Raw genomic sequence first — 25455 nt, forward strand, 5'->3', positions numbered from 1 at the left:
GAGCAAAAGGACCATCAGGCGGCGTTTCCCAAGAGTGAGACAACAATGAGCATCCGCAACATTCTGATGTCCCTGAGTACGGGTCTGGCCGTGCTGGCGCTCAGCCTGAGCCCGGCCGGTCCGGCACGGGCGGTTTCCGCCGACGGCGCGCGCATGGATTTGCCCGCGCCGGACAAAAAGGGCGGCATGCCCCTGATGCAAGCCCTGGCCGAACGTCATTCCAGCAAAAGCGGCTATACCGGCGCGCCCCTGTCCGCCCAGGAACTGAGCAACCTGCTCTGGGCCACCTGGGGCGTGAACCGGTCCGACGGCCGCCGCACCGCGCCTTCGGCCATGAACCGCCAGGAAGTGACGGTCTATGTGGTGCGGGAAAACGGCGTCTGGCGCTATGACGCGGCCCAACACGCCCTGATCCGGGAACTGAGCGGCGATTACCGCGACGCGGCAGGCGGCGGCTCGCTGGTGCTGCTCTATGCCGCGCCCGAGGGCCGCTGGTCCGGCATGCACGTGGGCGCGCTCTACCAGAACGCCGGGCTCTACTGCGCCTCCGCCGGTCTGGGCAACTATGTGCACGCTTCCGGCGTTTCGGCCCTGGACGGCAAACTGCCCCTGCCCGACGGCTGGCGCGTGCTCATCGCCCAGACCGTGGGTCTGATTCAGTAACGTGCCCCTGCGACGGCCCGTTGCCGCGGGCAGACCAAGGCCGTTGTCCATTCGGGCAACGGCCTTTTCGTCATGACGGGCTCCTGGAAATAAACGGCTCAGGAGGCGCGGCCCCTTGTGTGTTTCCACAAGAGCTCAAAGAGCTTTCCCGGCTCGATGGGCTTGGCGATATGGGCGTTCATCCCCGCGTTCAGGCAGCGCCGGACGTCCCCGGCAAAAGCATTGGCCGTCATGGCGATGACGGGAATGTCCGCCGCGCGGGCATGCCCGCTCCGCCGTATGGCGCGGGTGGCTTCATAGCCGTCCATGACCGGCATCTGGATATCCATGAAAACGGCGTCAAAGGCATCCGGCGCGCTGCTCTCAAAGGCTTCCCAACCCGCCTTGCCGTTGTCGGCGATGCTCACCGCCACGCCTTCGCTTTCAAGAATCCGCTGCGCCACCAGCTGGTTCACCTCATTGTCCTCCACCAGCAGCACGCGCAGGCCGGAAATGTCCACATTCTCTTCGGCACTCTCCGCGACCTCCGGCGGGGCCTGGGCGTCCGGCGCGTCCGCCAGGTGCAGGGGCAGGTCCACCGTAAAGCGCGTGCCCTGGCCCGGCTCGCTCTCCACTTTGATGGTGCCGCCCTTGTAGTCCACAATATTTTTGATGATGGAGAGCCCCAGGCCCGTGCCTTCCGTATGTCCGACGCGCAAGTTTTCCACCCGGAAGAACACCTCGAAGATATGCGGAATATCCTCCGGGCCGATGCCGATGCCGGTATCCGCAACCACAAAGCGGTACCAGCCGATCTGCCCGTTTTTTTGCGGCAGTTCCGTGACGGCGAGGGAGACGCGGCCCCCCTCGGGCGTGAACTTGACGGCGTTGCTGATCAGATTTTCGAGAATCTGGTGGATGCGCAAAATGTCGCCGATACATTTGTCATGGCGGACCTGGAAGGAATGACTGAAGGCCAGTCCCTTTTTCCCGGCCAGGGCCAGGGCCCGGGTCACGATTTTTTCCACTTCCTCCCGCTGGCTGAACAGCTCCTTGACCAGAACTATATGGCCGCTTTCAATGCGGCTCATGTCCAGGATATCATTGATCAGGCGCAGGAGGTGCTCCGAGGCGGTCCTGATGACGGCAAGGCTCTCGTCAATCTGAACGGGATTGTCGCGCCGGGCCAGGGCAAGTTCGGTCATGCCGACAATGGCGTTCATGGGCGTGCGGATGTCGTGGCTCATGGAGGAAAGGAAGTCGGTCTTGGCCTGGCTGGCTTCCCGGGCGAGGGTGAGCGCGTTTTTCAACTGCTCCCTGGTCTGCTGGTCCGCCCTGAGCACGTCGGTCACGTCAGCCCGCACCAGGCAGACGGTCTGGTGATTTTCCCCGCCCCAGAGAACGCTGATCTGCTTGTGGCGGAGCCCGGCATCGGAGCGGCAGGGAAAAGTGAATTCATAGCCTTCGGGATGTTCGGCCAAGCGCGCCAGCATGACTTCCACGGACAATTGCCCGCGTATTTCGTCCTGGCCCTCTTCCGTGTCGGCATGGCGGATGAACTTCTCCAGGGCCAGGTCAAAATCCTCCGTGGTATACGGGGCAAGGTTGCGGAGCACGGTTTCCCGGGTGTGAATGACGAAACCGCCGGTGGCGAGGTTGAGGAAGCCGGCCAGATCAAAGGTGTAGGCCAGCATGTTGAGCAGAGCCTTCTGCTCCCGCACGGATTCCGTAATGTCCGTCCGGGAAAGGCAGACCCGGCCCAGCTTTTTGTCAATGGAAAAGACGACCATGTTTTTGGTCAGGATTTCGCCGTTCTCGTCCGTCAGGGAATAGTGGAAAGAGTAGGAGCCCTCTTTTTCCAGACGCTGCCGCATGTAGCCCAGGTCGAGCATCCTGGCGCAAATCTCCTTGTCCTTGGGCACCACCAGGGACTGGAAGAGGTAAGCGGCCTGCGCGGTATAGCCGCCCTCGGACGGCGGCAGCGCGCTGGCCTGGTGATTGAAGGAAAGCACCTTGTAGCGGTCGCGCCGCAGGTCCACATCCGCAAGGAAATCATAGCTCGCGTGGGACAGACGGTTCAGGATCTGTTCCGAAATCTTCTGCTCGGTCACGTCCAGCACGGAAAGAACGCCGATGAGATCGCCGCTGTCCGGGGAGACCACCAGTTTGACCACGACCCGGACATAGCGGCCCTGCGTCTCGGTGGGCAATTTGACGAAGCACTCCAGTTCATGCTTGACCTCGTCCCGCGCAAAGGCCGCGCGCAGGGGCGGGGCGAGAAAGCGCTCCAGAAAAACGCGGCGCTCGTTCTCGTCCACGACCAGCCCGGCCAGACCCGTGAAAAACGGCTCACGCACAGTGCCGAATGTCTCCAGCAGGCGGCTGTTGGTCTGGTCCGTAATTTCAATAATAAAGTTGCGGGTGATGTTGCAGTGGCCCGTGATGATCTCGCCGTGCGTAAGGCCCTTGTGATGCTCTATAAGCATGTTGTTGTAGCGGCGGCTCAGCTCGGCCCGTTCGTTCATGTCCTCCGTGACGTCGCTGAACACGGCGTAAATCCGCGCGTTGCCGTCCTCATCCGGAATCAGGGCGGAAATGTTTTTCACCCAGATATAGCCCTGTTCGCCCTTGCGCAGCCGGTAAACCGTTTCACAGGAATCTTGGCCCGTTTCCACCAGCCCGCGGATGCGGGCCAGGACGTACTCCCCGTCCTCGGGATGCACGCCCGCGCCGGCGTCGCTGCCGTACAGCGCATAGGCCTGTTCAAGCGTCATGCCGGTCATGGCGGCAAAGCCGTCCGAGATGAATTCCGGCACGATGGCGCCGTCGGCGGCGCAGCGCAGGACCGTAATGCCGCCGGGCAAATGGCGGATCAGGGTCTGGTAGTAGCGCTCCAGCCGCTCCTTTTCCTTGCGGGTGCGTACTTTTTCCGTAATGTCCGTCACATACCTGACATAGGCGGGAATGCCGTTCCAGTCGGTCTCGCGCGTGGCCGTGGCATAGATCCTGTCCGAGCCGGGAATCACCATGTCCTGGCGCTTCCGGCCGTCGTTGCGGCGGTCAAGATTGCAGAACTCGCAGGGTTTCCGCCTGCCGTGCAGGGCGGCATGGCATTTCCGGCCGGAAGTCAGGGCTTTCTCGTCTATGAACAGATTGACCCGTTCATTGACGTAGAGCAGGCTGTAATCCTCTCTGCCGATGACGTAGATGCCGTCCGCGGCCTCGTTGGCCAGGCTTTGATAGAGTTTGCTCTCCGCCGACATGCCGGTAAATACGGCATAAAAAGTCGAGGTATCGGTCAGCGCGCCCATGCGCCTGCCGTTCAGATGCAGCCAGACCAGACGGCCGTCCTTGTGAAGGATACGGTAGGATATTTCCACGGGGTCGCCGCTGCGCACCGCGCGGAGCACCGCCGCCCGCACCCGCTCCCGGTCCTCTTCGTATACTGCCTGAAAGGCGTCGTTGCCCCGCAGTGCCTGATATTCCTCTTTCGTATAACCTGAAAGCGCGGCCACGCCTTCGGAACAGAAGACCGGCGTAAGGGTGTCCGTCACGTTGTAGACCGCGATGCCGCCGGGGATGGAGTTGACCAGGTGCTCCATCTCCTGCTGGGTCTTCCGCAACGCCGAAACATTGTGGAACACGCACTGGAGCAGCGGAAAACCGCCTTCTTCCCCGACCTTTTTGGCCTGGATATGCACCCAGACCGCATGGCCGTCCTTATGCTTCTTGCGGAATTCAAAATCCGCAATCTCATTGCGCGCAAGCGCGTGGCGCAGCTTGCCGACGACCATGGCCGTATCTTCGGGATAGGTCATCTCGGCGGCGTCGCCCTTGATCAGCTCGTGATATTCCCGGACGGTGTAGCCGCTCAGCTCGGGCACTCCGTCGGAAAAATAGACGGTTTCAAAGATGTCGGAAACCTTGTAGATCACCACGCCGCCAGGAATGGCGTTGATGATGTCCTGCGTCTTTTCGTGCGCCTCGGCGAGCCGGCTTTCCAGTTGATGCCGCTCGGTTATGTCGGAGTACACGCCGTACAGCAGAAACGTCCCGTCGGCCTGCCGCCTGGCCGCCAGCTCAAGCTGAACCCAGATGTACTCTTTTTTCCCGTCGTGAAAGACGCGGTAGGCGTGCCGCGCGACGCCCTCGTCCGCGATGGCCGCCGCTATGCCTGCCTTCAGGGCTTCCACATCTTCGGGATGCACGTTCAGGTAATCGGTTTCCCGCCGCGTGCGGGCAATGTGCTCGTCCGAGTAGCCGAGGAGGCTGTAAAAGCCGGGATTGTGAAAGACCGGGGAAAGTTTTTCGCCGTCGAAACGGTAGACGCACAGGCCGCCGGGCATATTGTCCAGCAGCGAGCGTAATTCCCGCGTCAGGGCCGTACTGGCCTCTTCGGCCCGTTTTTCCTCGGTAATATCGTGAATGTATTCCAGATGGGCGGGGATGCCGGCCCAGTCAATGACCTTGCCGCTGAGCTGGTACACGCGGCCCCCACGAACATGCTCCCGCACATGGGGTTCCGTATCGCTCATTTCGCCGACCCGGCAAAAAGGGCAGGGCCGCTCAAAGCCCATCAGGCCGTAGCAGGTGGCCCCGCAGCCGGGCCAACAGCCCAGCAGTTCCGCCGCCAGCCGGTTGGCATAGAGTATTTCCCAGGTATCAAGCGCGCTGACATATACCGCCACCGGCGCATGGTCCAGAATCAGCGATAATCTGTCACTGGATGGAAATGCATCCTTGCCCATATCCGGCCGACTCCTTCCCGCGCGTGCCGCGCTGTCCGCTTTCTCAGCTTTGCCGCGTGCCAAACGGCATACGGCGAATAGTCATCACATTGTCCATCAGGGTCATTGCGGACATTTCAAAGAGATATGCCGTAAATACAGCCCGCCCGCAACGAAAGTTTGCGGCAGCCCGGCAAAAAGCCGGGCCCGGGCATACGGATTAAAGGCAGCCTTCCAGGCGCAGCAGGCATTCCTTGATGGGCAGGCCGCCGCCATAGCCCACCAGCGCGCCGTCGGCCCCGATGACCCGGTGGCAGGGAATCACTATGGCGATGGGATTGCGATTGTTGGCCATGCCCACGGCCCGGCAGCCCTTGGGGCAGTCCACGGCTTCGGCGACCTGCTTGTAGCTGCGCGTCTCGCCGTAAGGAATGGCGGTCAGCGCGGCCCAGACCTTTTGCTGGAACGGCGTGCCCCTGGGGGTCAGGGGCAGATCAAAGTCCCGCAGCCTGCCCGCCAGATAGGCTTTGAGCTGGCGTTCGGCCTCGCGCAGCAGGGGCGTTTCCTCGTCGGCGGCATTGGCCGCCAGCGGGCCGGATTTACGGCCGCCGTCCTTGCAGATCAGGTCCAGGGCCAGGATGCGGCCGTCCTCCTCCACCAGGGAAACCCCGCCGATCAGGGGCAGGTCATAGTGCTGCGTGTACATCATGCGGCGGCTCCCCGCGCCCGGCCGGGCGCTTTGGACGAGGACAGCAGAAAAGCGAACAGCGCGCCCAGCACGGCCACCAGGCCCAGGCACTGGATGGCCCGCGCCAGGCCGTAATTGTCGGCGATCCAGCCCAGGCATGGCGCGGCCATGCCGCCCATGCTGGTAGCCAGGCCCAGGGTCACGCCCGAGGCAAAGCCGATGTTCCTGGCCAGCAGCTTCTGGCCCAGCACCACCAGGGAGCTGAAAGGCGCATAGAGCACGAAGCCCAGAAAGGGCAGAAGGGCGAAGGCCGCGTAAAGATTGCCCGCCAGGCTGAAGGCGAAAACCACCGGAGCCATGAGCACAAAGGCCAGACGGATGATCCTGGTGCAGCCGTAGCGGTCCGAGAGCAGGCCGCCGATGATGTTGCTGATCACCCCGCAGGTGCAGAAAAAAGTCAGGGCCAGCGCCCCGGCGGCCTTGGACTGCCCGAAGACATTGACCCAGTACAGCGGAATAAAGGTATTGAAGCCCACAAACAGGGTGGAACGGGCCACAATGGCGACGGTCAGCTTGGAAAACTCCCGCCAGTTGTTGCGGCCGAGGATTTCAGAGTCCCCATCCGCGCCCTCGGCGGCGGGCGCACCAGACGCAACAGGGTCAACAGGGGCGGCAGCGGCCTGCGGATTTTCGCTCGCAACGGATTCGGTCGGGGGCGCGGACGGGACGGGCACAACGGCCGCGCCGGTTGCAAGGCCGGTCATGCGCACGATCTGCCAGAGCAGGATGGAGGCCATGCACACGGCAAGGCAGGCAAAAACCGCCGTGCCGCTCATGCCGAAATAGCCCACGCAGCCCGTGACCAGCAACGGCCCCAGCACAAAGCCGCTGTTGCCGCCGATGGAAAAGATGCTCAGGCCCACGCCCTTGCTCTGGCCGGACACCTTATTGGCATAGCGCGCGCCTTCGGGATGGAAGAGCGCCGCGCCGACGCCGCTGACCGCGATGGCCGCGAAAATGGCCCAGTAGTCCCGCATGAAGCCCACGGCCGCCAGGCCGCAACCGGCCAGCAGCACGCCCAGGGGAATGAACCAGGGCTTGGAAAAGCGGTCCGAGAGCCAGCCGAACAGGGGCTGGATGATGGACGAAAGGCAGGAATAGGCAAACATCAGGCCGCCCGTGGCCTGATAGCTCAGGCCGTAGCTGGCCCGCAGAAACGGCAGCACGGCGGGCAGGGCGCCGCCGTTCACGTCGCAGGAGAGATGCCCCAGCGAAAGGAGAAGGATTTTCTTTTTGTCCATTGCGGGACGCTACACCAAAGGCCGGGCAAATCCAAGACGGAAGACGGCGCAGGCGCGCCCTGCCCGCCCGGACGCGCCGTTCAGCGCCATGTGGCCCCCACTTCCCTGGATAGAAGGCCCCGGAAAACCGGGGCCTTTGTCTCACAAGATTCAGGCTGTCAACGGCGCTTCCGCCGGTCTGAAATCCGCAAGGACAGAGCAGACTTTACTCAAAACATGCACGGAAGTTTGCAGCCTGTCGCCGATCAGTTGAACGGTGAAGCCGTCAATATCCTCACCATCCTCGAAATGTTCCATGAGGTAGGCCGTGACATAAAGATCGTCATGCACCTTATCGAGCAGGCCGGATAAATCCTCGGCTTTGTGCGCGGCAAGCGTTTCCTCCTCATATTTCAGCATATACGACGGCACGCGGTAGCAGCGCAATTCGTGCGGCACTTCCCCGGCGGGCCCGGCGGCCTTGGGGGAAGCGGCGGCTGCCGTGTCCCGTTGCGCCGGTTCCGGCTGTTCTTTTGCCGCAAAAACCAGCAAGGCCTGGGCCGCCTGTTGCAGCTTTTCGGCCAGATCCGTGAAGTGGGAGCAGGAAAAATCTGGAGACGCCGCATCAGGCGGAGCAAATTGGGGCCGTGAGCGGCGTGCGCTCGGGGAAGAACTGGACATGGAGTACCTCTACGGTTTTTTGATTCGGAACTCTCAAAAACAGAAAGTTCCGGGTGCTCAAAACTGCCGCAGAGCAGCGGGCTATTTTCCGGCAAGCCGGTCTTGTATTTCGCCCACACCCGGAAAGAGCATACGGGAAGTTACGCCGTGCCAAAGGCACAGCGCAAGAAAGCCCACAGTCTGTCGGGGTGGGAGCCGTCTACGGAAGGTGTTTTGAGCACCGGGAAGAAGGGAATCATAGGCGCGGGGAACTGTCAACAGCGGGCAGGGCCGGGAAGACGCACGGCAGCAAGCCCTCCCGACGAATACTATCGCCAAGAACGCCATGGTCTGCAAGGGGTAGATGGGCACGGTGGAGTACAGCTTTATTATCTTTAATCCAAATATAACATGGCGGCAACAACGCTCAGATAAATTTAGTTTTCAGGCTTGTTCTCCATAAATTATATACAACGACGCATTGAATATGATTGCAGAAATTGCATTACTGCCATTCTAAGAAGTGAATCATTTCATAACTCGTACTCCGTCCGCCGCTTTCCCCTTGTCGCAAGATGCCGTATTCCATCAGCTCCCGAATATCCCGCAAGGCGGTATCCGGCGAACACTTTGCCAGCTTGGCGTATTTGCCGCTGGTCAAGTGGGCGACCTCGACTTTCACATGAAGCTCATCCGCATACGTGTTCGGCCCAGGAGGTCACATTGTACGAACAAGCTTTTTCGCATAGTATCCGGACACGTCAATTTCCTTCTTGGTGAAGACTCGTACTCCACCCACTGGCCACCCAGTGAATGGGAAAGCCGGGTTACACAACACAGCCTAACCTTCCAATAGGGTCAAGCAGCTCATGACAGAACAACAAATCGAACAAGAGCTGATAAAGAATCTGGCTGACCTCAAGTATGTTCACCGTCAGGACATCCGCGATCGTGCCGCGCTGGAGGCCAACTTCCGGGAGAAATTTGAAGCTCTGAACCGGGTACGCCTGACAGACGGCGAATTTTCACGCCTGCTGGAACAAATTATTATCCCAGATGTGTTCAGTGCCGCCCGGCTTTTGCGCGAACGCAACAGCTTTGAACGCGACGACGGCACGCCGCTCTTCTACACACTCGTCAATATCAAAGACTGGTGCAAGAACACCTTTGAAGTTGTCAACCAACTCCGCATAAATACAGATTACAGCCACCACCGCTATGACGTCATATTGCTCATCAATGGCGTCCCTGTAGTGCAGATTGAGCTGAAAACGCTGGCTATCAGCCCGCGCCGGGCAATGCAGCAAATTGTTGACTACAAAAATGATCCCGGCAACGGCTACGGCAAAACCCTGCTCTGTTTTTTGCAATTATTCATTGTCAGCAACATGAGCGACACATGGTATTTTGCCAACAATAACAACCGCCATTTCAGTTTTGATGCGGATGAACGCTTTTTGCCACTCTATCAGTTTGCCGGAGACGACAACAAAAAAATCACCCAGCTTGACCGTTTTGCAGACCATTTTCTGGCCAAATGTACGCTGGCAGAGATGATCAGCCGTTATATGGTGCTGGTGGCCAGCGAACAAAAGCTCATGGTTATGCGCCCTTATCAAATATATGCCGTCCAGGCCATTGTGGACTGCATTCACCAAAACTGCGGTAATGGGTACATCTGGCACACCACAGGCAGCGGCAAAACGCTGACCTCTTTCAAGGCGTCCACACTGCTCAAAGACAACCCGGACATAGAAAAGTGTCTGTTTGTGGTTGACCGCAAAGACCTTGACCGTCAGACGCGGGAAGAGTTCAATCGCTTTCAGGAGGGCTGTGTTGAGGCCAACACCAACACGGCTGCGCTGGTGCAGCGGCTGCTTTCCGATGATTACGCCGACAAGGTCATCGTCACCACCATTCAGAAACTGGGGCTTGCCCTCGATGCCGGCAACCCCGGCAACTACAAGGAGCGCCTGAAACCGCTGCGCAACAAGCGCATGGTGTTCATTTTTGACGAATGTCACCGCTCTCAGTTTGGCGATAACCACAAAGCCATCAAAGACTTTTTCCCAAACGCCCAATTGTTCGGCTTCACTGGAACCCCCATCTTTGAAGCAAACGCTTCCTATACGCAAATCACAGGGGAGCAAGGTTACTATAAAACCACAGCAGATATTTTTCAGCGTGAGCTGCACGCCTATACCATCACCCATGCCATTGAAGACCGCAACGTGCTGCGTTTTCTTGTTGAATACTACAAGCCGGAGGACAAAGGCGTCTCCAAGCTCAACGAGTCGATGCGCAAGCGTGCTGTTGTGGAAGCTATACTGGACAAACACAATGCCTCCACCGCCCAGCGCAAATTCAATGCGCTGTTTGCCACATCGGGCATCATTCACGCGATAGAGTATTACCAGCTTTTCAAAGAGGTTCAGGCAGAGCGCGCGGCGGCGGACAGCCATTATGAACCGTTGAACATCGCCTGCGTGTTTTCCCCGCCCGCGGAAGGCAACAAAGATGTGCAGCAAATTCAGGAAGACCTGCCTCAGGAAAAGCTGGATAACACCGAAGCCCCCGAAGAGAAAAAGGCTGCGCTCAAGGCTATCATTGCCGATTATAATGCCAGCTACAGCACCAATCACAGCATCAATGAATTTGACCTGTACTATCAGGACATACAAAAGCGCATCAAGGATCAGCAATATCCCAATGAGGACTTGCCTCACGCGCAAAAGATCGACGTCACCATTGTGGTGGATATGCTGCTCACAGGTTTTGACTCCAAATTTCTCAACACCTTGTATGTGGACAAAAACCTCAAGCATCATGGCTTGATTCAGGCATTTTCGCGCACTAATCGCGTACTGAACGACACCAAGCCCTATGGCAAGATTCTGGACTTCCGCCAGCAGGAAAAGGCCGTTGATACTGCCATAGCCATGTTTTCCGGTGAAAAGTCCGACACAGCGAGAGAGATTTGGCTTGTCGATCCCGCCCCTGCCGTCATTACCAAATTGGAAAGCGCAGTCACGCAGCTGGATGCCTTCATGCACTCCCAGGGCCTGACGTGCGCCCCGGAAGACGTGAACAATCTGAAGGGTGACGAAGCCCGCTGCCAGTTCATCAATCTGTTCAAAGAGGTCAAGCGCCTGAAAACCCAGCTTGACCAGTACACCGACCTCACCCCGGAACACGCCGAAACCATAGAAAAGCTCATCCCTCCCGATCAATTGCAGGGCTTGCAGGGGGTGTACCTGGAAACTGCCCAACGCCTGAAAGCCCAGCAGGAAAAGAAGGATGGCAAGGCCGACCCCGCTGCTGATGCGGTGCAGCAATTGGAATTTGAGTTTGTGCTCTTTTCCTCCGCAGTGATCGACTATGATTATATCATGAAGCTCATTGCCGGATATACCCAGGCTGTTCCGGGCAAGCAGTCCATGACCCGCGACGAACTCATCGGCCTTATCCAGGCCGATGCCAAATTTGTGGACGAGCGCGACGATATTGCCGCCTATATCAAGACGTTGAGCACTGACAAGGGGATGAGTGAGGCCGCTATCCGTGAAGGCTACGAGCAGTTTAAAACCGAGAAAACTGCGCAAGATCTGGCCGCCATTGCCGCCAGGCACGGTCTTGAGGCGACCTCTATGCAAGGTTTCGTGGACAGCATCATGCAGCGCATGATCTTTGACGGTGAGCAGCTCAGCGACCTGCTGGCGCCTCTGGGCCTGGGCTGGAAGGCCCGCACCCAGAAGGAACTGGCCCTGATGGAAGACCTTATCCCCCTGCTGCATAAGCTTGCCAAGGGGCGCGACATTTCGGGGCTGGGAGCCTATGAGTAAGGTGAAAATGATGAGTGCAAAAGACAAAAAGAAAGGCGCTCTGGTACCGCGTTTGCGCTTTCCTGAATTTATTGGGGATAGGGAGTGGGACTGTGCACAGATGGGTGATATATACGCCTTTAAAAAGAACAATTCTTTTTCTAGGGATATGTTGAATTATAATGCTGGTGATGTAAAAAATATTCACTACGGGGATATTCACAAAAAATTTTCTTCACATTTTTATGCAGAAAATGAAAATATTCCCTTTGTAAATTGTAATATAAATTTAGGAAGCATATCAGAAGATTGTCTTTGTACAGCTGGTGATATTATTTTTGCAGATGCCTCTGAGGACATAAAAGATATTGGAAAATGCATTGAGATTATCTCCAATAATAAAGAACGTATCTTATCCGGTTTACACACGATTTTTACACGTCAGTTTAGTAGCACAGTGGTAATTGGATTTGGCGGGTATTTGTTTCAAAGCCCCAGAGTGAGGGCGCAAATCCAAAAAGAGGCTCAGGGTACAAAAATTTTAGGAATATCTTCTGGAAGGTTAGCAACGATCTCAATTAGTTTTCCTTTTGCTAAGGGAGAACAGCAAAAAATTGCCGACTGCCTTTCCTCCCTTGATGAACGCATTGCCGCCGAAACCAATAAGCTCGACGCCCTCAAGGCTCATAAAAAAGGGCTGCTCAAGCAGCTTTTTCCGGCGGAGGGCGAAACGCTGCCGCAGTTGCGCTTTCCTGAGTTTCAGGATGCGGGGGAGTGGAATAAAACAAGATTGAACAACTGTGTCTCAATTCATGCTGGACTAAATGTAGAGCAAGTGAATTACCCAACAGACTATAAAGTTACGAGAATAGAAACCATTTCTACACAAAAAATAGACAATTATAAAGTAGGTTATATTCATCCGTTCCAAGGGATGACAGCCTACAAACTTAATGTCGGAGATATTTTATTTAGTAATATTAATAGTATAGAGCATATTGGAAAAAGTGTCTTTATTGATAAGGATTATGGCATATATCATGGAATGAATCTTCTGCGCTTAGTCGCAACAAGTCAACCTAGAATTGCAAAATTTTTATTTTACTACATAAATACATCTAGTGTCCGTGAGTCTTTTAGAAGACGAGCAAATAAAGCTGTAAACCAAGCAAGCATCAACCAGACTGAACTTGGTAAAACTGTTATTTATATCCCTATATATAAAAAAGAGCAACAACGCATCGCCAACTGCCTGTCCTCTCTTGACGAACTCATCGCCGCCCAAACACAAAAGATTAACCTACTCAAAGATCACAAGAAAGGACTTATGCAACAGCTTTTCCCAGTCCTTAACGAGGCCCAGGTATGAGTAATACCCCGAAAATTTGGGAATACCCCACCTTGAGCAAGCTGGTGACACGCCTTCGGGATGACCTGAATAACGCAAATTATGTATTGCTGTTCGCCTATAACGGCACAGGCAAAACCCGCCTTTCCATGGAATTCAAGAATGCCGGAAAAAGAGACGTTTCCAGCGATACACTCTATTTCAACGCCTACACCGAAGACCTCTTTTCCTGGGACAATGATCTTCAAAGCGATGCGGAGCGTTATTTACGCCTCAACACAGTCTCCAAGTTTTTTTCCGGCTTCAAAGAGCTGGCGTTGGAAGAAAAAATTTTTTCGTACCTCGAACGCTATGCGGATTTTGACTTCAAGATTGACTATGAACAGTGGTCGATTTCGTTCTCGCGTGGGGAAGAAGAAAACATCAAGATTTCTCGTGGCGAAGAGAATATTTTTATCTGGTGTATTTTCCTTGCCATTTGCACCCTTGTCATTGAAGGACACGAGTCCTATGCATGGGTGAAATATATCTATATTGATGACCCCATATCATCTCTGGATGATAATAACGCCATTGCTGTAGCTACAGACCTCATCAATACACTAAAAAAACCAGAAAATACAACAAAGTGTATCATTTCCTCCCATCATGGATTGTTTTTCAATGTGCTGTGGAACGAATTCAAACGCTCACGTACAAACTATAACACTTATTTCTTTTACCGCTCGGCACAAGGCGAAAAGTACTCCTTGCAAAGAACGGACGAAGCGCCCTTCTTTCATCATGTGGCCATGCTCAGCGAGTTGCAACAGGCTATGGAAAGCAATCAAATCTACACGCATCATTTCAATGCCTTGCGCAGCATTATGGAAAAAACAGCCGTTTTCTTTGGCTACAAAGATTTTTCATCGTGCATTCATGGCGTTGATGACGAAGTGCTGTATACACGCGCCCTCAATCTCTTAAGCCACGGCCAATACTCCATCTATACCCCGCGAGAGATGGTGGACGACACCAAAGAGCTTTTTAAAAGTATTTTCACGGCTTTTCTGAGCCGCTACCGATTTGAAATTCCCCAACTCACCAAACAAATTGCCAACACCCCCACCCCCAAGGAACAGCCATGACCGAACAAAACCAAAAACAACTGGGCGCTGTCCTTTGGAGCATTGCCGATACCTTGCGCGGAGCCATGGATGCGGACGACTTCCGTGACTATATGCTTGCCTTTCTCTTTTTGCGCTACCTGTCCGACAATTATGAAGTCGCGGCCAAAAAGGAATTGGGAAACGAGTACCCCGATGCCGGCACACAGCCCGGCGTAACGCCCTTGCGCATCTGGTATGCCGCCAATCAGGCCGACGTGCCGGAGTTTGAAAAGCTCATGCGCCGTCGCGTACATTACGTCATCAAGCCGGAGTATCTCTGGGACAGTATTGCCGAGATGGCGCGCACGCAGGATGGGGAATTGCTGAACACCCTTCAGTACGGCTTCAAATATATTGAAAATGAATCCTTCGACAGCACCTTTCAGGGGCTGTTTTCAGAAATCAATCTCACTTCCGAGAAGCTTGGCAAGCGCAACCCCGAGCGCAATGAGAAACTTTGTGATATTATAAAGAAAATTGCCGAAGGCTTGTCCAGCTTCTCCAGTGAGGGCGATACGCTGGGCGATGCCTATGAATATCTGATCGACAAATTCGCGGCAGGCTCCGGCAAAAAAGCCGGCGAATTCTATACACCACACGAAATATCCAGCATTTTATCAGGGATAGTGACGCTGGACAGCCAGGATCCCAGCACCGGCCCCAAAAAACATCTTGCCAGCGTGCTTGATTTCGCCTGCGGCTCCGGTTCGCTTTTGCTCAATGTACGGGGGCGCATGGGAGCGCAAGGCATAGGCAAAATCTACGGTCAGGAAAAGAACGTCACCACCTACAACCTGGCGCGCATGAACATGTTGCTGCATGGCGTGAAAGACTCGGAATTTGAGATATTCCACGGCGACACCCTGACCAACGACTGGGACATGCTGCGCGAAACCAATCCCGCGAAAAAGCCCTATTTCGATGCCGTGGTGGCCAATCCCCCTTTCAGCTACCGTTGGAATCCCAGTGAGGCGCTGGGCGAAGATGTGCGTTTCAAAAATTATGGACTGGCTCCGAAATCCGCCGCAGACTTCGCCTTTTTGCTGCACGGCTTCCACTACCTGAAGCGGGAAGGCACTATGGCCATTATCCTGCCGCATGGCGTGCTGTTCCGTGGCGGCGCGGAGGAACGCATCCGCCGCAAACTGCTTGAAGACGGCAACATAGACACCATTATCGGGCTGCCCGCCAACCTTTTTTACTCCACGGGCATTCCCGTGTGCGTCCTTGTGCTCAAAAAGTGTAAAAAGTCTGATGACGTGCTCTTCATCAATGCCTCTGAGCATTTTGAAAAGGGTAAACGGCAAAATAGACTCTCTACGGAACACATAAAAAAAATTGTAGATACCTATCAGTTCCGCACAGAAGAAGAACGATATTCTAAATGTGTCAGCATGGAAGAAATTTCCGAAAACGGCTACAATCTGAATATTTCCAGATACGTCAGCACAGCAACGCCGGAAAAGGAAATTGACCTTGCCGATGTTCATAAAAAAATGATGGCGGTGGATGCGCAAATCAAAGCCGCCACGGAAAAACACAATGCGTTTTTGAAAGAGCTGGGTCTGCCCCTTTTGCCATAGGGAAGCACACTATCTTTTACAAGGAATAGTTCATGGCCCAAATTACCAATAAGCGCCTTGGGGAGCTGGTACAGACCCTTTTTCGTATTCTGGAAAAGCAGCCGGAAGGCATGAAGGCTAAAGAGGCCCTGGCGGCGCTGGCTGATTCCGTCACGCTTACAGAGTATGAAGCGGGCAGCTATGAAAGCGGGCGCCGCTTTGAAAAGATCGTGCGCTTTGCCACCGTTGATACAGTACGCGCAGGTTGGCTCATCAAGGATGACGGGATATGGACCCTGACTGGAGAGGGAGCGAAGGCCCTGAAGCTCTTCAAGGACCCTGAAGTATTCCACAAGATGGCCGCCCAGCTGTATCGTCAATGGTATAAACAGCACAAGGGGCGGCAAGCCGAAAATCAATGCGCTGCTTCCTCCGAATCGGAAGATGTTGAGGATGAAAGCGAAAAAAGCGTCAGTGTTTCCTACGAGGAAGCCAGGGAACAGGCACAGGAGACAATCGACGCTTTTTTACATGCCATGGATCCCTATGATTTTCAGAAACTAGTAGCAGAGCTGCTCAAGGCCATCGGCTACCATGTGACGTGGATCGCGCCTCCGGGCAAAGACGGCGGCGTGGACATCCTGGCATACACAGATCCACTGGGTACTCAGGGACCGCGCATCAAGGTGCAGGTCAAGCAACAATGCAAAGCCGTAACCGAGCCGGATCTCAAATCATTCATGGCAAATATCGGCCAGCATGACAGCGGCATCTTTTTCTGCACAGGGGGGTTCACCAAGGATGCCGAGGCCTACGCCCGCAGTCAGGAAAGCAAGCGCATCATGCTTGTGGACAGTGCCAAACTTGTCCAGCTCTGGTCGGACAACATCCCGCGCTTGAGCGATCAGGCATGGCAGCGACTGCCCCTTACGCCCATCTTTTTTCTGACCCCGGAGAAATGACAATGCCTTGGGAAACGATTTTGGGGGCGGCCATAGGCGGATTGTTCACCCTTTTGGGAAGTATTGTCGCCTTGCGGCACCGAGGAATGGGAACGCCAGGAGGGGCGAAGAAAGGAAGAACGCAGTTTCGAGCTGAAACGGCAAGCCTACCAGAATTATCTTGCCGTGATTGCGCAATCGTCCCGAATTCCCATCAAGCCCATGGAGTTTAAAGCCACGCTTGCACTTCTGGAGTTGAGTGGATCCGCAAAGGTTTCTCAACTGGCCTCCGAGTTTGCCCTGTATATTGAATCTTGCATAACACATGAGATGCAGCCAACGACACAAGACGAAATACTGACAGCATCAAATCGGCTTGCTGCGGCAATCCTGTCTGACTTCCGTTCACATATTGCCTCATGAAATCTGGTAGTAGTCCCTTTCCTGGTTAGGAATAGGTTAGGAAATGAAAAAAGCGCTTATGGTTAGGATTCCATAAGCGCTTGAATTTCTTGGTTGCGGGGGCAGGATTTGAACCTACGACCTTCGGGTTATGAGCCCGACGAGCTACCGAACTGCTCCACCCCGCGCCATGTGGCGACATGTCATATCGCGAGAAAGAGATATAGTCCTGCGGGTGGATTCTGTCAAGCAAAGTCGCGCATTTTATTTCCGGCTCGTCATTTTTTCAGCGCCATCCCCCAAAAGCCGTTCCCCGCCTTCCGCTCAAGCCTGCCGCGCGGCGGTTCGCCTCCCCCGATCTCGGCCGCGCCGGGCGGCAATTGCCAAGCCCGGTCCGTCGGGCTATAGTTTATCCATATAAATATGGGCTCGCCCACCGCGTCCTTCTCCGGGCCCCGTGGCCGCCCGTCAAACCGCAGCCGCAGGATTCCGCGTCATGCTCACCCTTATCCTGGCCGTCGGCATAGCCGTTCTGGTCTCGTTTTCCTGTTCGCTCACCGAGGCGGCCCTGTACGCCGTGCCCTGGTCCTCCATTGAACGCTTGCGCCGCATGGGCCGCCCCGTGGGCGAACTGCTCTATAAAATGCGCACTGAGGTGGACAAGCCCATTGCCGCCATCCTGACCCTGAACACCGTGGCCAACACCGCCGGCTCCACCATTGCGGGCGCGGCTTTTCTGGCGGTCTTCGGCGCGGAGCACATGGCGCTCTTTGCCCTGGCCTTCACCGTCGTGATCCTGGCCTTCGGCGAAATCGTGCCCAAAACCCTGGGCGTGGCCTATGCCACGCCCCTAGCCAGCGCCCTGGCCCGCCCCCTGGCCCTGACCATCAAGCTGCTTTCGCCGCTGCTCTGGCTCACAAGCCTGCTCACCCGCCTGATGTCGCCGCCCTCCAGCGCGCCGCAGATTTCCGAGGACGACATCTGCGCCGTGACCAGCCTTTCGCGCCAGGCCGGGCGCATCCAGCCCTATGAGGAAAATTTCATCCGCAACGTGCTGACCCTGGATCAGAAACGCGTGCATGAGATCATGACCCCGCGTACCGTGGTCTTTTCCCTGCCCGAGGACATCACCGTGGAAGAGGCCTACAAGGACCCGCGCATCTGGCATTTCAGCCGCATTCCGGTCTACGGCGAGAACAACGAGGACCTGGTGGGCCTGGTGGAGCGCCGCACCCTGGGCCGCTGCCTCAAGGAGGACAAGGAAGGCACGCGCCTGTCCGAAATCATGCGGCCCTTGCATTTCGTGCAGGAAAGCCAGACCCTGGACGTGCTGCTGCGCGAACTGCTCAAGGCCAGGGTGCATCTGTTCGCCGTGCTGGACGAATACGGCGGCCTGGCCGGAGTTGTTTCGCTGGAGGACGTGCTGGAGGAAATTCTGGGCAGCGAGATCATGGACGAAAGCGACAATGTGGCGGATCTGCGCGCCCTGGCCCGCGACCGCCGCAAGGCCCTGACCCGCAAGGCTCCCCAGGACAAGCCCGCCGCGCCGACCGCGCCCACCAGGTAAGTCCCCGGCGCGCGCCTCCGGGTTTGCCTGGCCCGCAATGTCCGCGCGAAACGGGCGGCACCGCAAATATTGATAACAATTCTTATCTTGTCAGAAAAATCGAAATGGGCTAGGGTACCCCATCTTCACTCAGCGCAACACTGGAGTGACTCGCATGGCCCGCAAAAAAAATACTTCCATCTATGTGGCGGCGCTGTTCCTTTTCCTGGGCGGCGTAGGCTATCTGGTTTATTCCGGCTTTTCGGAAAACAGCGTTTACTTCCTGAACGTGGCCGAAGCCAAGGCCGCCACGCCGGACAAGCTGACCGCGGCCCGGCTGTTCGGCACTGTGGCAAGCCGGGGCATTGAAAAGCACCGGGGCGGACCGGGCGTCACCTTCAGCCTGGAAGACAAGGACAACGCCAGCCAGACCATCGTGGTCAACTACAGCGGCGCTGTGCCCGACACGTTCAAGGCCGGGGCGGAAGTCATCGTGGAAGGCGGCATGGGGCCGGGTGGGCACTTTGCGGCCAAGACCCTGATGACCAAGTGTCCTTCCAAGTACCAGAAGGAAAACCGTACAAGCTAGAGCAATTCAACTTTGAGAAAGTGCATTCTCGAAGTTTTTAAGACGCTCACTCCGGCGTTTAATCGCGCAAATAAATTGCGCTTACGCCTCCGTGGCGGGCGTCTGCTCCCGCAGCCGCCGGAGCAATTTCAAAGTGAAATTGCTCCGGCCACGCGGTGCCCCCCAACACGGGGCGCTGTTTTTTCCCGTCACGTCACTTGAACCGGGCGGACCGGGATGAGCCGGGCGGACCAGCCGGGTTGTCCCGCCGTCATCCACGCGTAAAGGAGCCCCATGTACGTTTTCGCCTACGCCATGCAACTTCTGGCCCTGCTCTGCGCCTTGGGCGGCGGCGGCATGGCTCTGCTCCAGCTTTGGCAGGGACGCGCAGACAGCCTGCGCCTGATCGAAAAAGCCCACTGGGTCGTCACCGGCGGCTTGCTGCTGGCCTCGGCCCTGCTGCTGCACGCCCTCTACTGGCACGACTTCAGCCTGCAATACGTTGCCAGCTATACGGATCTGATCCTGCCGGTCTTCTACCGCCTGACCGCCTTCTGGGCCGGGCAGCCCGGTTCCATGCTCTTCTGGGCCCTGGCCGTGAGCCTGAGCGGCAGCATCTTCGCCTGCACCCGCGCCTGTCGAAATCTGAGTCCCGCCACCAAGCTCTGGTACTGGACCTTCTTTTACGTGATCATGGCCTTTTTCACCCTGATCCTGACCAACTGGAGCAACCCCTTTCTCATGCAGACCCCGGCCCCGGCCGACGGCAACGGCCTGAACCCCCTGCTCCAGAATCCGGGCATGATCTTCCATCCGCCGCTGCTTTTCCTGGGCTACGGCGGCTTTACCGTGCCCGCCTGCCTGGCCCTGGCCCAGGCCCTTTCCCGCAGGGGACGGTGCGAGGGGCCCTGGTTCCGCCTGACGCGGCCTTTCATCATCCTGGCCTGGCTTTTCCTCACCGCGGGTATCGTGCTGGGCGCGTGGTGGGCCTACATGGAACTGGGCTGGGGCGGCTACTGGGCCTGGGACCCGGTGGAAAACGCCTCCCTGATCCCCTGGCTCATCGGCACCGCCGCCCTGCACACCCTGATTGTGGAGGAACGCCGGGGCAAGCTCGGCCGGGTCAATGTGGCCCTGATGGCCCTGACCACGGTATCGGCCTTTTTCGCCACCTACCTGGTGCGCAGCGGGGTTATTGATTCGGTGCACGCCTTCGGCGACGGCAGCGTGGGCACGCCGTTGACCGTTTTTGTGCTGGCCGGCCTGGCGGTCACCTTCTGGGTGGCCTGCACGGCCCCGCGCGAAGGCAAGCCCCTGGCCGGGCTGGACAGCCGCGAAGGCTTTCTGACCCTGGTGGCCTGGGTGCTGCTGGCCCTGGCCGTGATCATCCTGGTCGCCACCATGTGGCCGGTGATCAGCAAGCTCTGGACCACCGCCCCGCGCGGCCTGGACGCCAATTTCTACAACCGGGTCTGCCTGCCTCTGGGCGCGCTGCTGCTGGTCATGATGGCGGCCTGTCCCTGGCTCGGCTGGAACGGCGGCATGCGCGGCAAGGGCCGTTTCTTCGCGGTGCTGGGGGCGTTTGTCGCCGGCGGCATTGTGATCTGGGCGCTGGGCTATCGCCAGCCCACGGCCCTGCTCGGCTCGTCCGCGGCCATTGCCGTCAGCCTCGGCGTGGTCCTGCTGCTCACGGACAGCGCCGTCCGCCGCCAGCCAGCCAGCCTGGGGGCTCTGGGCGCGCACCTGGGCATGGCCCTGGCCGCTCTGGGCATCGCTTTTTCCGGCCCCTACACGCAGGACAAGGAAATGTTCCTGGCTCCGGGCCAGACCGAACAGGTCGGCGGCTACACCGCCACCCTGCTGGAAATCAAGGACGGCCGCCAGCCCGGCTACGACTTTATCGCGGCCCGGCTCCAGATCAGCAAAGACGGCAGGAATCTGGGCATTGTCGCGCCGGAACGCCGCATGTACGACAAGTTCGGCAGCATGCAGTTTTCCGAGGTGGATGTGATTCCGGGTCTGGGCAATGAAGTCTACGCCTCCCTGCTGGGCCTGGACGAGGACATGCGCGTGCTGGTCAAGGTCAGCGTGGAGCCTCTGGTCAACTGGATCTGGATCGGCGGCACCCTGATGTGTCTCGTGCCCCTGCTGGGCCTGCGCCGCCGCACTTCCCCGGCCAGGGAACCCGACGACGAGGACGGTCCGGATGACGGCAAGGCCTGAAGCCGGGAGGCCCGCGCGTGCTTGAACTCGACCGTGTCGCCAAGCTCTACGGCGTCAAAGTGATCTTCAAGGAAGTGAGCTGCGCCTTCACGGCGGGCAGCGTCTCGCTGTTGGTGGGCGGCAACGGCGCGGGCAAAAGCACCCTGATGCGGATCATGGCCGGCTTGTCGCGCCCCAGCGCGGGCCGCGTGCGGCAGGCGGAATCCGGCACGCGTTCCGGCGGCCTCCGCCTGGGCTATCTCGGGCACGCCACCTTTCTCTACCCCGGCCTCACGGCACTGGAGAATCTGGCTTTCTGGCGCACGGCCCACGGCCTGCGCCTGTCCCGGTCCGACTTGCTGACCGGGTTGGAGCGGGTGGGCCTGGCCGCCCACGCCCACGAGCGCGCGGGCGTTTTTTCGCGCGGCATGGCCCAGCGCCTGAACCTGGCGCGGGTGCTCATGATTGAGCCGGACCTCCTGCTGCTGGACGAGCCGGGCACCGGGCTGGACGCGGCCTCCCTGGCCCTGCTGCGCCGTGAGGTACGGGACGCCCGGCAGCGTGGGGCCTGCGTGGTGCTCATCAGCCACGATCTGGCCGGGGACGCGCCCCTGGCCGACCGCCTGCTGGCCCTGGCGGAGCGCAAACTGGTCTATGACGGCGCGCCCTCGGACTTCACGGGCTTTCATCCCGCGCCGGACACGGCTGCCGCGGACAATACGGATAAGGCGGATAGGGGAGGCCCGGCATGCTGCGCCTGACCCTGGCCGTGGCCCGCAAGGATCTCTCCCTGACCCTGGCCAGGGGCAGCGGTCTGATCCAGGCCCTTTTGCTGGGCCTGCTGCTGCTTTTCGTGTTCAGCCTCTCCCAGGGCATCGGCGAGCGCATGAGCCCGCAGGCCGCCGCCGCCGTGTTCTGGCTGAGTTCGGCCTTCTGCCAGGTGTTGATCTTCAACCAGCTCTACGCCCTGGAAGAGGCCAACAACGCCCGCCTGGGCCTGTTGCTCTGCCCCGCCCCCATCCAGGGCGTCTGGCTGGGCAAGGCGGCGGCGGGCCTGACCCTGCTGCTGCTGGCCCAGGTCATCTTTTTGCCCGCGTCCGTGATTTTTCTGGGCCAGGAGCTGGGCGGGCCGCCGCTGCCGGGCCTGGCGGCCCTGCTGCTGGTGGATCTGGGCATGTGCGCCCTGGGTTCCCTGCTGGGGGCTCTGGCCCAGGGGCAGGCGGCGCGCGAATCCCTGCTGAGCATCGTGCTTTTTCCGCTGCTCACGCCCCTGCTGCTGGCCGGTATCGGCGTGGGTGCGCAGACGCTGGGGGCCGCCTCCCCGGACGGGCCCGGCGGCTGGCTGGGCGTGGCCTGCGCCTTTGACGCGGTCTTTCTGGGGGCCGGTCTGTTGCTGTTCAGCTTCATCTACACGGGGGACGAATAAATGCCGCAACTCCTGGCCCTGCTGGGCGGACTGGCCTTTGCCTGCTGCCAGTGGCTGATCTATGTCTATGCCCCGGAAGAGGCCACTCTGGGTCTGATCCAGAAAATCTTCTACATCCACCTGCCCCTGGCCTGGTGGGCGCTGATCAGCTTTTTCACGGTCTTTCTGGGTTCCATCGCCTATCTGTTGCGCCGCGCGCCCGGCGCGGACAGACTCTGCGCCGCCGCCGCCGAGGTGGGCGTGCTGCTCAGCGGCCTGGCCCTGGTCACCGGCATGCTCTGGGCGCGCAAGTCCTGGGGCGTCTGGTGGACCTGGGACCCGCGCCTGACCACCACCCTGATCATGTGGTTCGTCTATGCGGGCTATCTGGTGCTGCGCGGCCTGGATCTGCCGCCGCAGCGCAAGAGCCTGGTCTGCGCCGTGGTGGGCGTGGTGGCCTTTCTGGACGTGCCTCTGGTCTTCATTTCGGCCCGGATCTGGCGCTCGATCCATCCGGCGGTTTTCGCGGCCAAGGGCGGCGGCCTGGAGCCGGAAATGAAGATGACGGTCATTGCCTGCGTGCTTTCTTTCGGTCTGCTCTGGGCCGGGCTGGTCTGGCTGCGCAAATGCCAGCTCGATTTACGCGCCCGCCTCGACGCATTGGCCGCCAATGCCGACAACCCGGCGGCGTAAACGCCGCAGCGAACTCTCCCTCGGAGGACAAGTATGGATACCCTCACCTGGATCGTCATCGCCAATGCCGCCGTCTGGATCGGCCTCGGCGCGTATCTGGCCTTTCTGGCCGCGCAGCAGCGCGCTCTGGCGGCCCGCCTGAGCCAATGGGAGATGCTCAACCATGACTGATCTGCCCAAGCTCAACACTCCGGCGCGCGCGCTGGCCCTGCTGCTGGCCCTGAGTCTGGCGGCCATGCTGGTGATTTCCCTTACGGAACGCTTCAAGCATCCGCAGATCACCGTGCACGTGCAGCCCGCGCCCCAGGCTCCGGCGGGCATGGGCGGCGACGCCATCGGCGCGCTCATGCAGGAAGTCGCCAAAAATCCCCAAAACGTGGACGCCCTGGTCCACCTGGTCGAAGCCCTGATGACCGCCCAGAACTGGGAGGCCGCCGAGACTTTCGCCCAGCGCGCCAGCACCCTGGATGTGAACAATCCCCAACCGCTCTATCTGTTGGGCGTCATCAAGCACAACCAGGGCAAGCACAAGGAAGCCGCCGAACTTCTGGAAAAAGTGGTGGCCCTGCATGACAACGCCTCGGTGCGTTACAGCCTGGGCGTGCTCTACATCCATTTCCTCAACGACCCGGCGCGCGGCGTGGAACATCTCAGCGCGGGCCTGCATGACCCCAAGGCCGGTGAGGATCTCAAGAAGGGCATCCGCGAGGAGCTGGAAAAAGCCCCGCTGTCCCATGCCGGCGGCGCGGAAAACAACACGCCGGATCAGCCGGTCCGGCAGGACAAGATGGATAAAAAGGCAAAAAAAACCAATGGGAAGGACGCGCGACCCTGAACCGCCTCCCGTCAATGCCGCAGTTGCCAGGCCCGCTTCTTGACCATAAGTTGCGGGCTTGCCTCTTTTTTTTTCAGGTTGTAGGTTGACCGCAAAGACTTTGACCGCGCCCCCCCACATTATTGAGGAGCTTATGGCCCGCCGTAAAAGCAAGAAAAGTCCTGAAACGGAAGCGGCTTCGCCGCGCGACGCGCTGACGCGCCCCACTCCCGACGCCCTTGGCAGTGCATCTCCCGCAGCCTCTTCGGAGGCCGCGCCTTCCGGCATGGTGCGCAAAAGCACCTGCATCATGGGCATGCTGCTGACGCTGGCGCTGGGCCTGTATCTGGGCGGCCTGCTGCCCGGCCTGATCAACGGTCACGGCCCGGCCGTTACGACCCACCCCGCCACGGCGCAGCCGGAAGCCGCGCCTCCCGCTCCCGCGGCCCAGCAGGCGGCCAGGCCCGCGCAGGACAATCCGCCGCCCATGCCCCCGGAACTGGCCCAAAAAATTGCCGAGCTGGAAAAAACCCTGCTGGCCGATCCCAAGGACGCCGCCCGCTGGGCGGCCCTGGGCAATCTGTATTTCGACACGGGCCAGGCCAAACAGGCCATCTCGGCCTATGAGCGTTCCCTGACTTTCGCGCCGGGCAATCCCGACGTGCTTACGGATCTGGGCATCATGTACCGCGAGGCCGGAGCCTACGAACAGGCCGTGGACAGCTTCCGCAAGGCCTCGGCCGCCCGGCCCGGCCATGAAAACGCCCTGTTCAACGAGGGCGTGGTGCTCTATTACGATCTGCACCGCAAAGACGAAGCCGTGCAGGCCTGGCAAAGCCTGCTGAAGGCCAATCCCGGCGCGCGTTCGCCGGACGGGCAGCCGGTGTCCGAATTGATCAAGCATCTGCATTAGGGCTGTCAGAGATGATGCCCGCGCTGCCCGGCGGACGCGCGGATGCCGCACGCAACGTTGAACGCCCGGCGTTGCAGCGTTGCTCCGGTTTAAGC

At 58.6% G+C, this 25455-nt stretch carries 20 protein-coding genes and 1 tRNA gene; 15 read left to right on the forward strand and 6 right to left on the reverse strand.

Annotated features, from left to right (window positions below; genetic code table 11):
- Positions 1-45: 45 nt before the first annotated feature.
- The gene (locus AXF13_RS13405) at positions 46-663 is read left to right on the forward strand and encodes a nitroreductase family protein (protein ID WP_062253985.1); all 618 of its coding nucleotides are present in this window, start codon (positions 46-48) and stop codon (positions 661-663) included.
- Positions 664-761: 98 nt separating this feature from the next.
- Here the strand turns inward: AXF13_RS13405 and AXF13_RS13410 are convergent, their stop codons facing one another.
- From AXF13_RS13410 to AXF13_RS16910, 5 genes are all read right to left on the reverse strand, one after another.
- Positions 762-5390 carry a PAS domain-containing protein gene (locus AXF13_RS13410; protein ID WP_062253987.1) on the reverse strand — a complete coding sequence of 1543 codons (4629 nt, stop codon included), beginning with the start codon at positions 5388-5390 and terminating at the stop codon, positions 762-764.
- A gap of 199 nt (positions 5391-5589) precedes the next feature.
- Positions 5590-6078, reverse strand: coding sequence for a methylated-DNA--[protein]-cysteine S-methyltransferase (locus tag AXF13_RS13415; protein WP_083522104.1), 489 nt, complete (start codon positions 6076-6078; stop codon positions 5590-5592).
- Positions 6075-7358: an MFS transporter gene (locus AXF13_RS13420; protein WP_062253989.1), complete on the reverse strand. Its 1284-nt coding sequence runs from the start codon at positions 7356-7358 to the stop codon at positions 6075-6077. Before AXF13_RS13420 ends, AXF13_RS13415 begins: the two co-directional genes overlap by 4 nt.
- A 150-nt stretch (positions 7359-7508) precedes the next feature.
- The gene (locus AXF13_RS13425) at positions 7509-8018 is read right to left on the reverse strand and encodes a hypothetical protein (protein WP_062253991.1); all 510 of its coding nucleotides are present in this window, start codon (positions 8016-8018) and stop codon (positions 7509-7511) included.
- Positions 8019-8502: 484 nt separating this feature from the next.
- On the reverse strand, positions 8503-8679 hold the full coding sequence (locus AXF13_RS16910) for a hypothetical protein (RefSeq protein ID WP_223299927.1): 177 nt from the start codon (positions 8677-8679) through the stop codon (positions 8503-8505).
- 187 nt (positions 8680-8866) lie between these two features.
- Here AXF13_RS16910 and AXF13_RS13430 point away from each other — a divergent pair, with 187 nt between their 5' ends.
- From AXF13_RS13430 to AXF13_RS13450, 5 genes are read left to right on the forward strand one after another with little or no spacing between them, the layout of a single operon-like run.
- Positions 8867-11839 (forward strand): type I restriction endonuclease subunit R, encoded by a 2973-nt coding sequence (locus AXF13_RS13430; RefSeq protein ID WP_062253993.1) that lies wholly within the window; start codon positions 8867-8869, stop codon positions 11837-11839.
- Positions 11832-13187, forward strand: coding sequence for a restriction endonuclease subunit S (locus AXF13_RS13435; RefSeq protein ID WP_062253995.1), 1356 nt, complete (start codon positions 11832-11834; stop codon positions 13185-13187). Before AXF13_RS13430 ends, AXF13_RS13435 begins: the two co-directional genes overlap by 8 nt.
- Positions 13184-14293 (forward strand): AAA family ATPase, encoded by a 1110-nt coding sequence (locus tag AXF13_RS13440; protein ID WP_062253996.1) that lies wholly within the window; start codon positions 13184-13186, stop codon positions 14291-14293. Before AXF13_RS13435 ends, AXF13_RS13440 begins: the two co-directional genes overlap by 4 nt.
- A complete protein-coding gene (locus tag AXF13_RS13445) occupies positions 14290-15897 on the forward strand; it encodes a type I restriction-modification system subunit M (protein ID WP_062253998.1) in 1608 nt (535 codons plus the stop codon). The genes AXF13_RS13440 and AXF13_RS13445 overlap by 4 nt, the downstream gene beginning before the upstream one ends.
- 32 nt (positions 15898-15929) lie before the next feature.
- On the forward strand, positions 15930-16838 hold the full coding sequence (locus AXF13_RS13450) for a restriction endonuclease (protein ID WP_062253999.1): 909 nt from the start codon (positions 15930-15932) through the stop codon (positions 16836-16838).
- A 492-nt stretch (positions 16839-17330) separates the two neighbouring features.
- Here AXF13_RS13450 and AXF13_RS13455 read toward each other — a convergent pair.
- Positions 17331-17407: transfer RNA gene (locus AXF13_RS13455), tRNA-Met, on the reverse strand.
- A gap of 308 nt (positions 17408-17715) precedes the next feature.
- On the opposite strand from AXF13_RS13455, the gene AXF13_RS13460 reads away from it, so the two are divergent.
- From AXF13_RS13460 to AXF13_RS13500, 9 genes are all read left to right on the forward strand, one after another.
- The gene (locus tag AXF13_RS13460; RefSeq protein WP_008682861.1) at positions 17716-18786 is read left to right on the forward strand and encodes a hemolysin family protein; all 1071 of its coding nucleotides are present in this window, start codon (positions 17716-17718) and stop codon (positions 18784-18786) included.
- A 154-nt stretch (positions 18787-18940) separates the two neighbouring features.
- Positions 18941-19354, forward strand: coding sequence for a cytochrome c maturation protein CcmE (locus tag AXF13_RS13465; protein ID WP_062254001.1), 414 nt, complete (start codon positions 18941-18943; stop codon positions 19352-19354).
- A gap of 273 nt (positions 19355-19627) precedes the next feature.
- Positions 19628-21556: a heme lyase CcmF/NrfE family subunit gene (locus tag AXF13_RS13470; RefSeq protein ID WP_062254003.1), complete on the forward strand. Its 1929-nt coding sequence runs from the start codon at positions 19628-19630 to the stop codon at positions 21554-21556.
- A gap of 17 nt (positions 21557-21573) precedes the next feature.
- Positions 21574-22296 carry a heme ABC exporter ATP-binding protein CcmA gene (ccmA, locus tag AXF13_RS13475; protein WP_062254006.1) on the forward strand — a complete coding sequence of 241 codons (723 nt, stop codon included), beginning with the start codon at positions 21574-21576 and terminating at the stop codon, positions 22294-22296.
- A complete protein-coding gene (locus AXF13_RS13480) occupies positions 22284-22961 on the forward strand; it encodes a heme exporter protein CcmB (RefSeq protein WP_062254007.1) in 678 nt (225 codons plus the stop codon). The genes ccmA and AXF13_RS13480 overlap by 13 nt, the downstream gene beginning before the upstream one ends.
- Entirely contained in the window at positions 22962-23633 is a 672-nt protein-coding gene (locus tag AXF13_RS13485) for a cytochrome c biogenesis protein (protein ID WP_062254009.1), read from the forward strand.
- Positions 23634-23666: 33 nt separating this feature from the next.
- A complete protein-coding gene (locus AXF13_RS13490; protein WP_009303319.1) occupies positions 23667-23804 on the forward strand; it encodes a CcmD family protein in 138 nt (45 codons plus the stop codon).
- Complete coding sequence (locus AXF13_RS13495) at positions 23797-24468, forward strand: tetratricopeptide repeat protein (RefSeq protein ID WP_062254011.1); 672 nt, start codon at positions 23797-23799, stop codon at positions 24466-24468. Before AXF13_RS13490 ends, AXF13_RS13495 begins: the two co-directional genes overlap by 8 nt.
- A 133-nt stretch (positions 24469-24601) precedes the next feature.
- Entirely contained in the window at positions 24602-25360 is a 759-nt protein-coding gene (locus tag AXF13_RS13500) for a tetratricopeptide repeat protein (protein WP_062254013.1), read from the forward strand.
- Positions 25361-25455 lie beyond the last annotated feature (95 nt).

This window comes from Desulfovibrio fairfieldensis (assembly GCF_001553605.1).
Lineage (GTDB): Bacteria > Desulfobacterota > Desulfovibrionia > Desulfovibrionales > Desulfovibrionaceae > Desulfovibrio > Desulfovibrio fairfieldensis.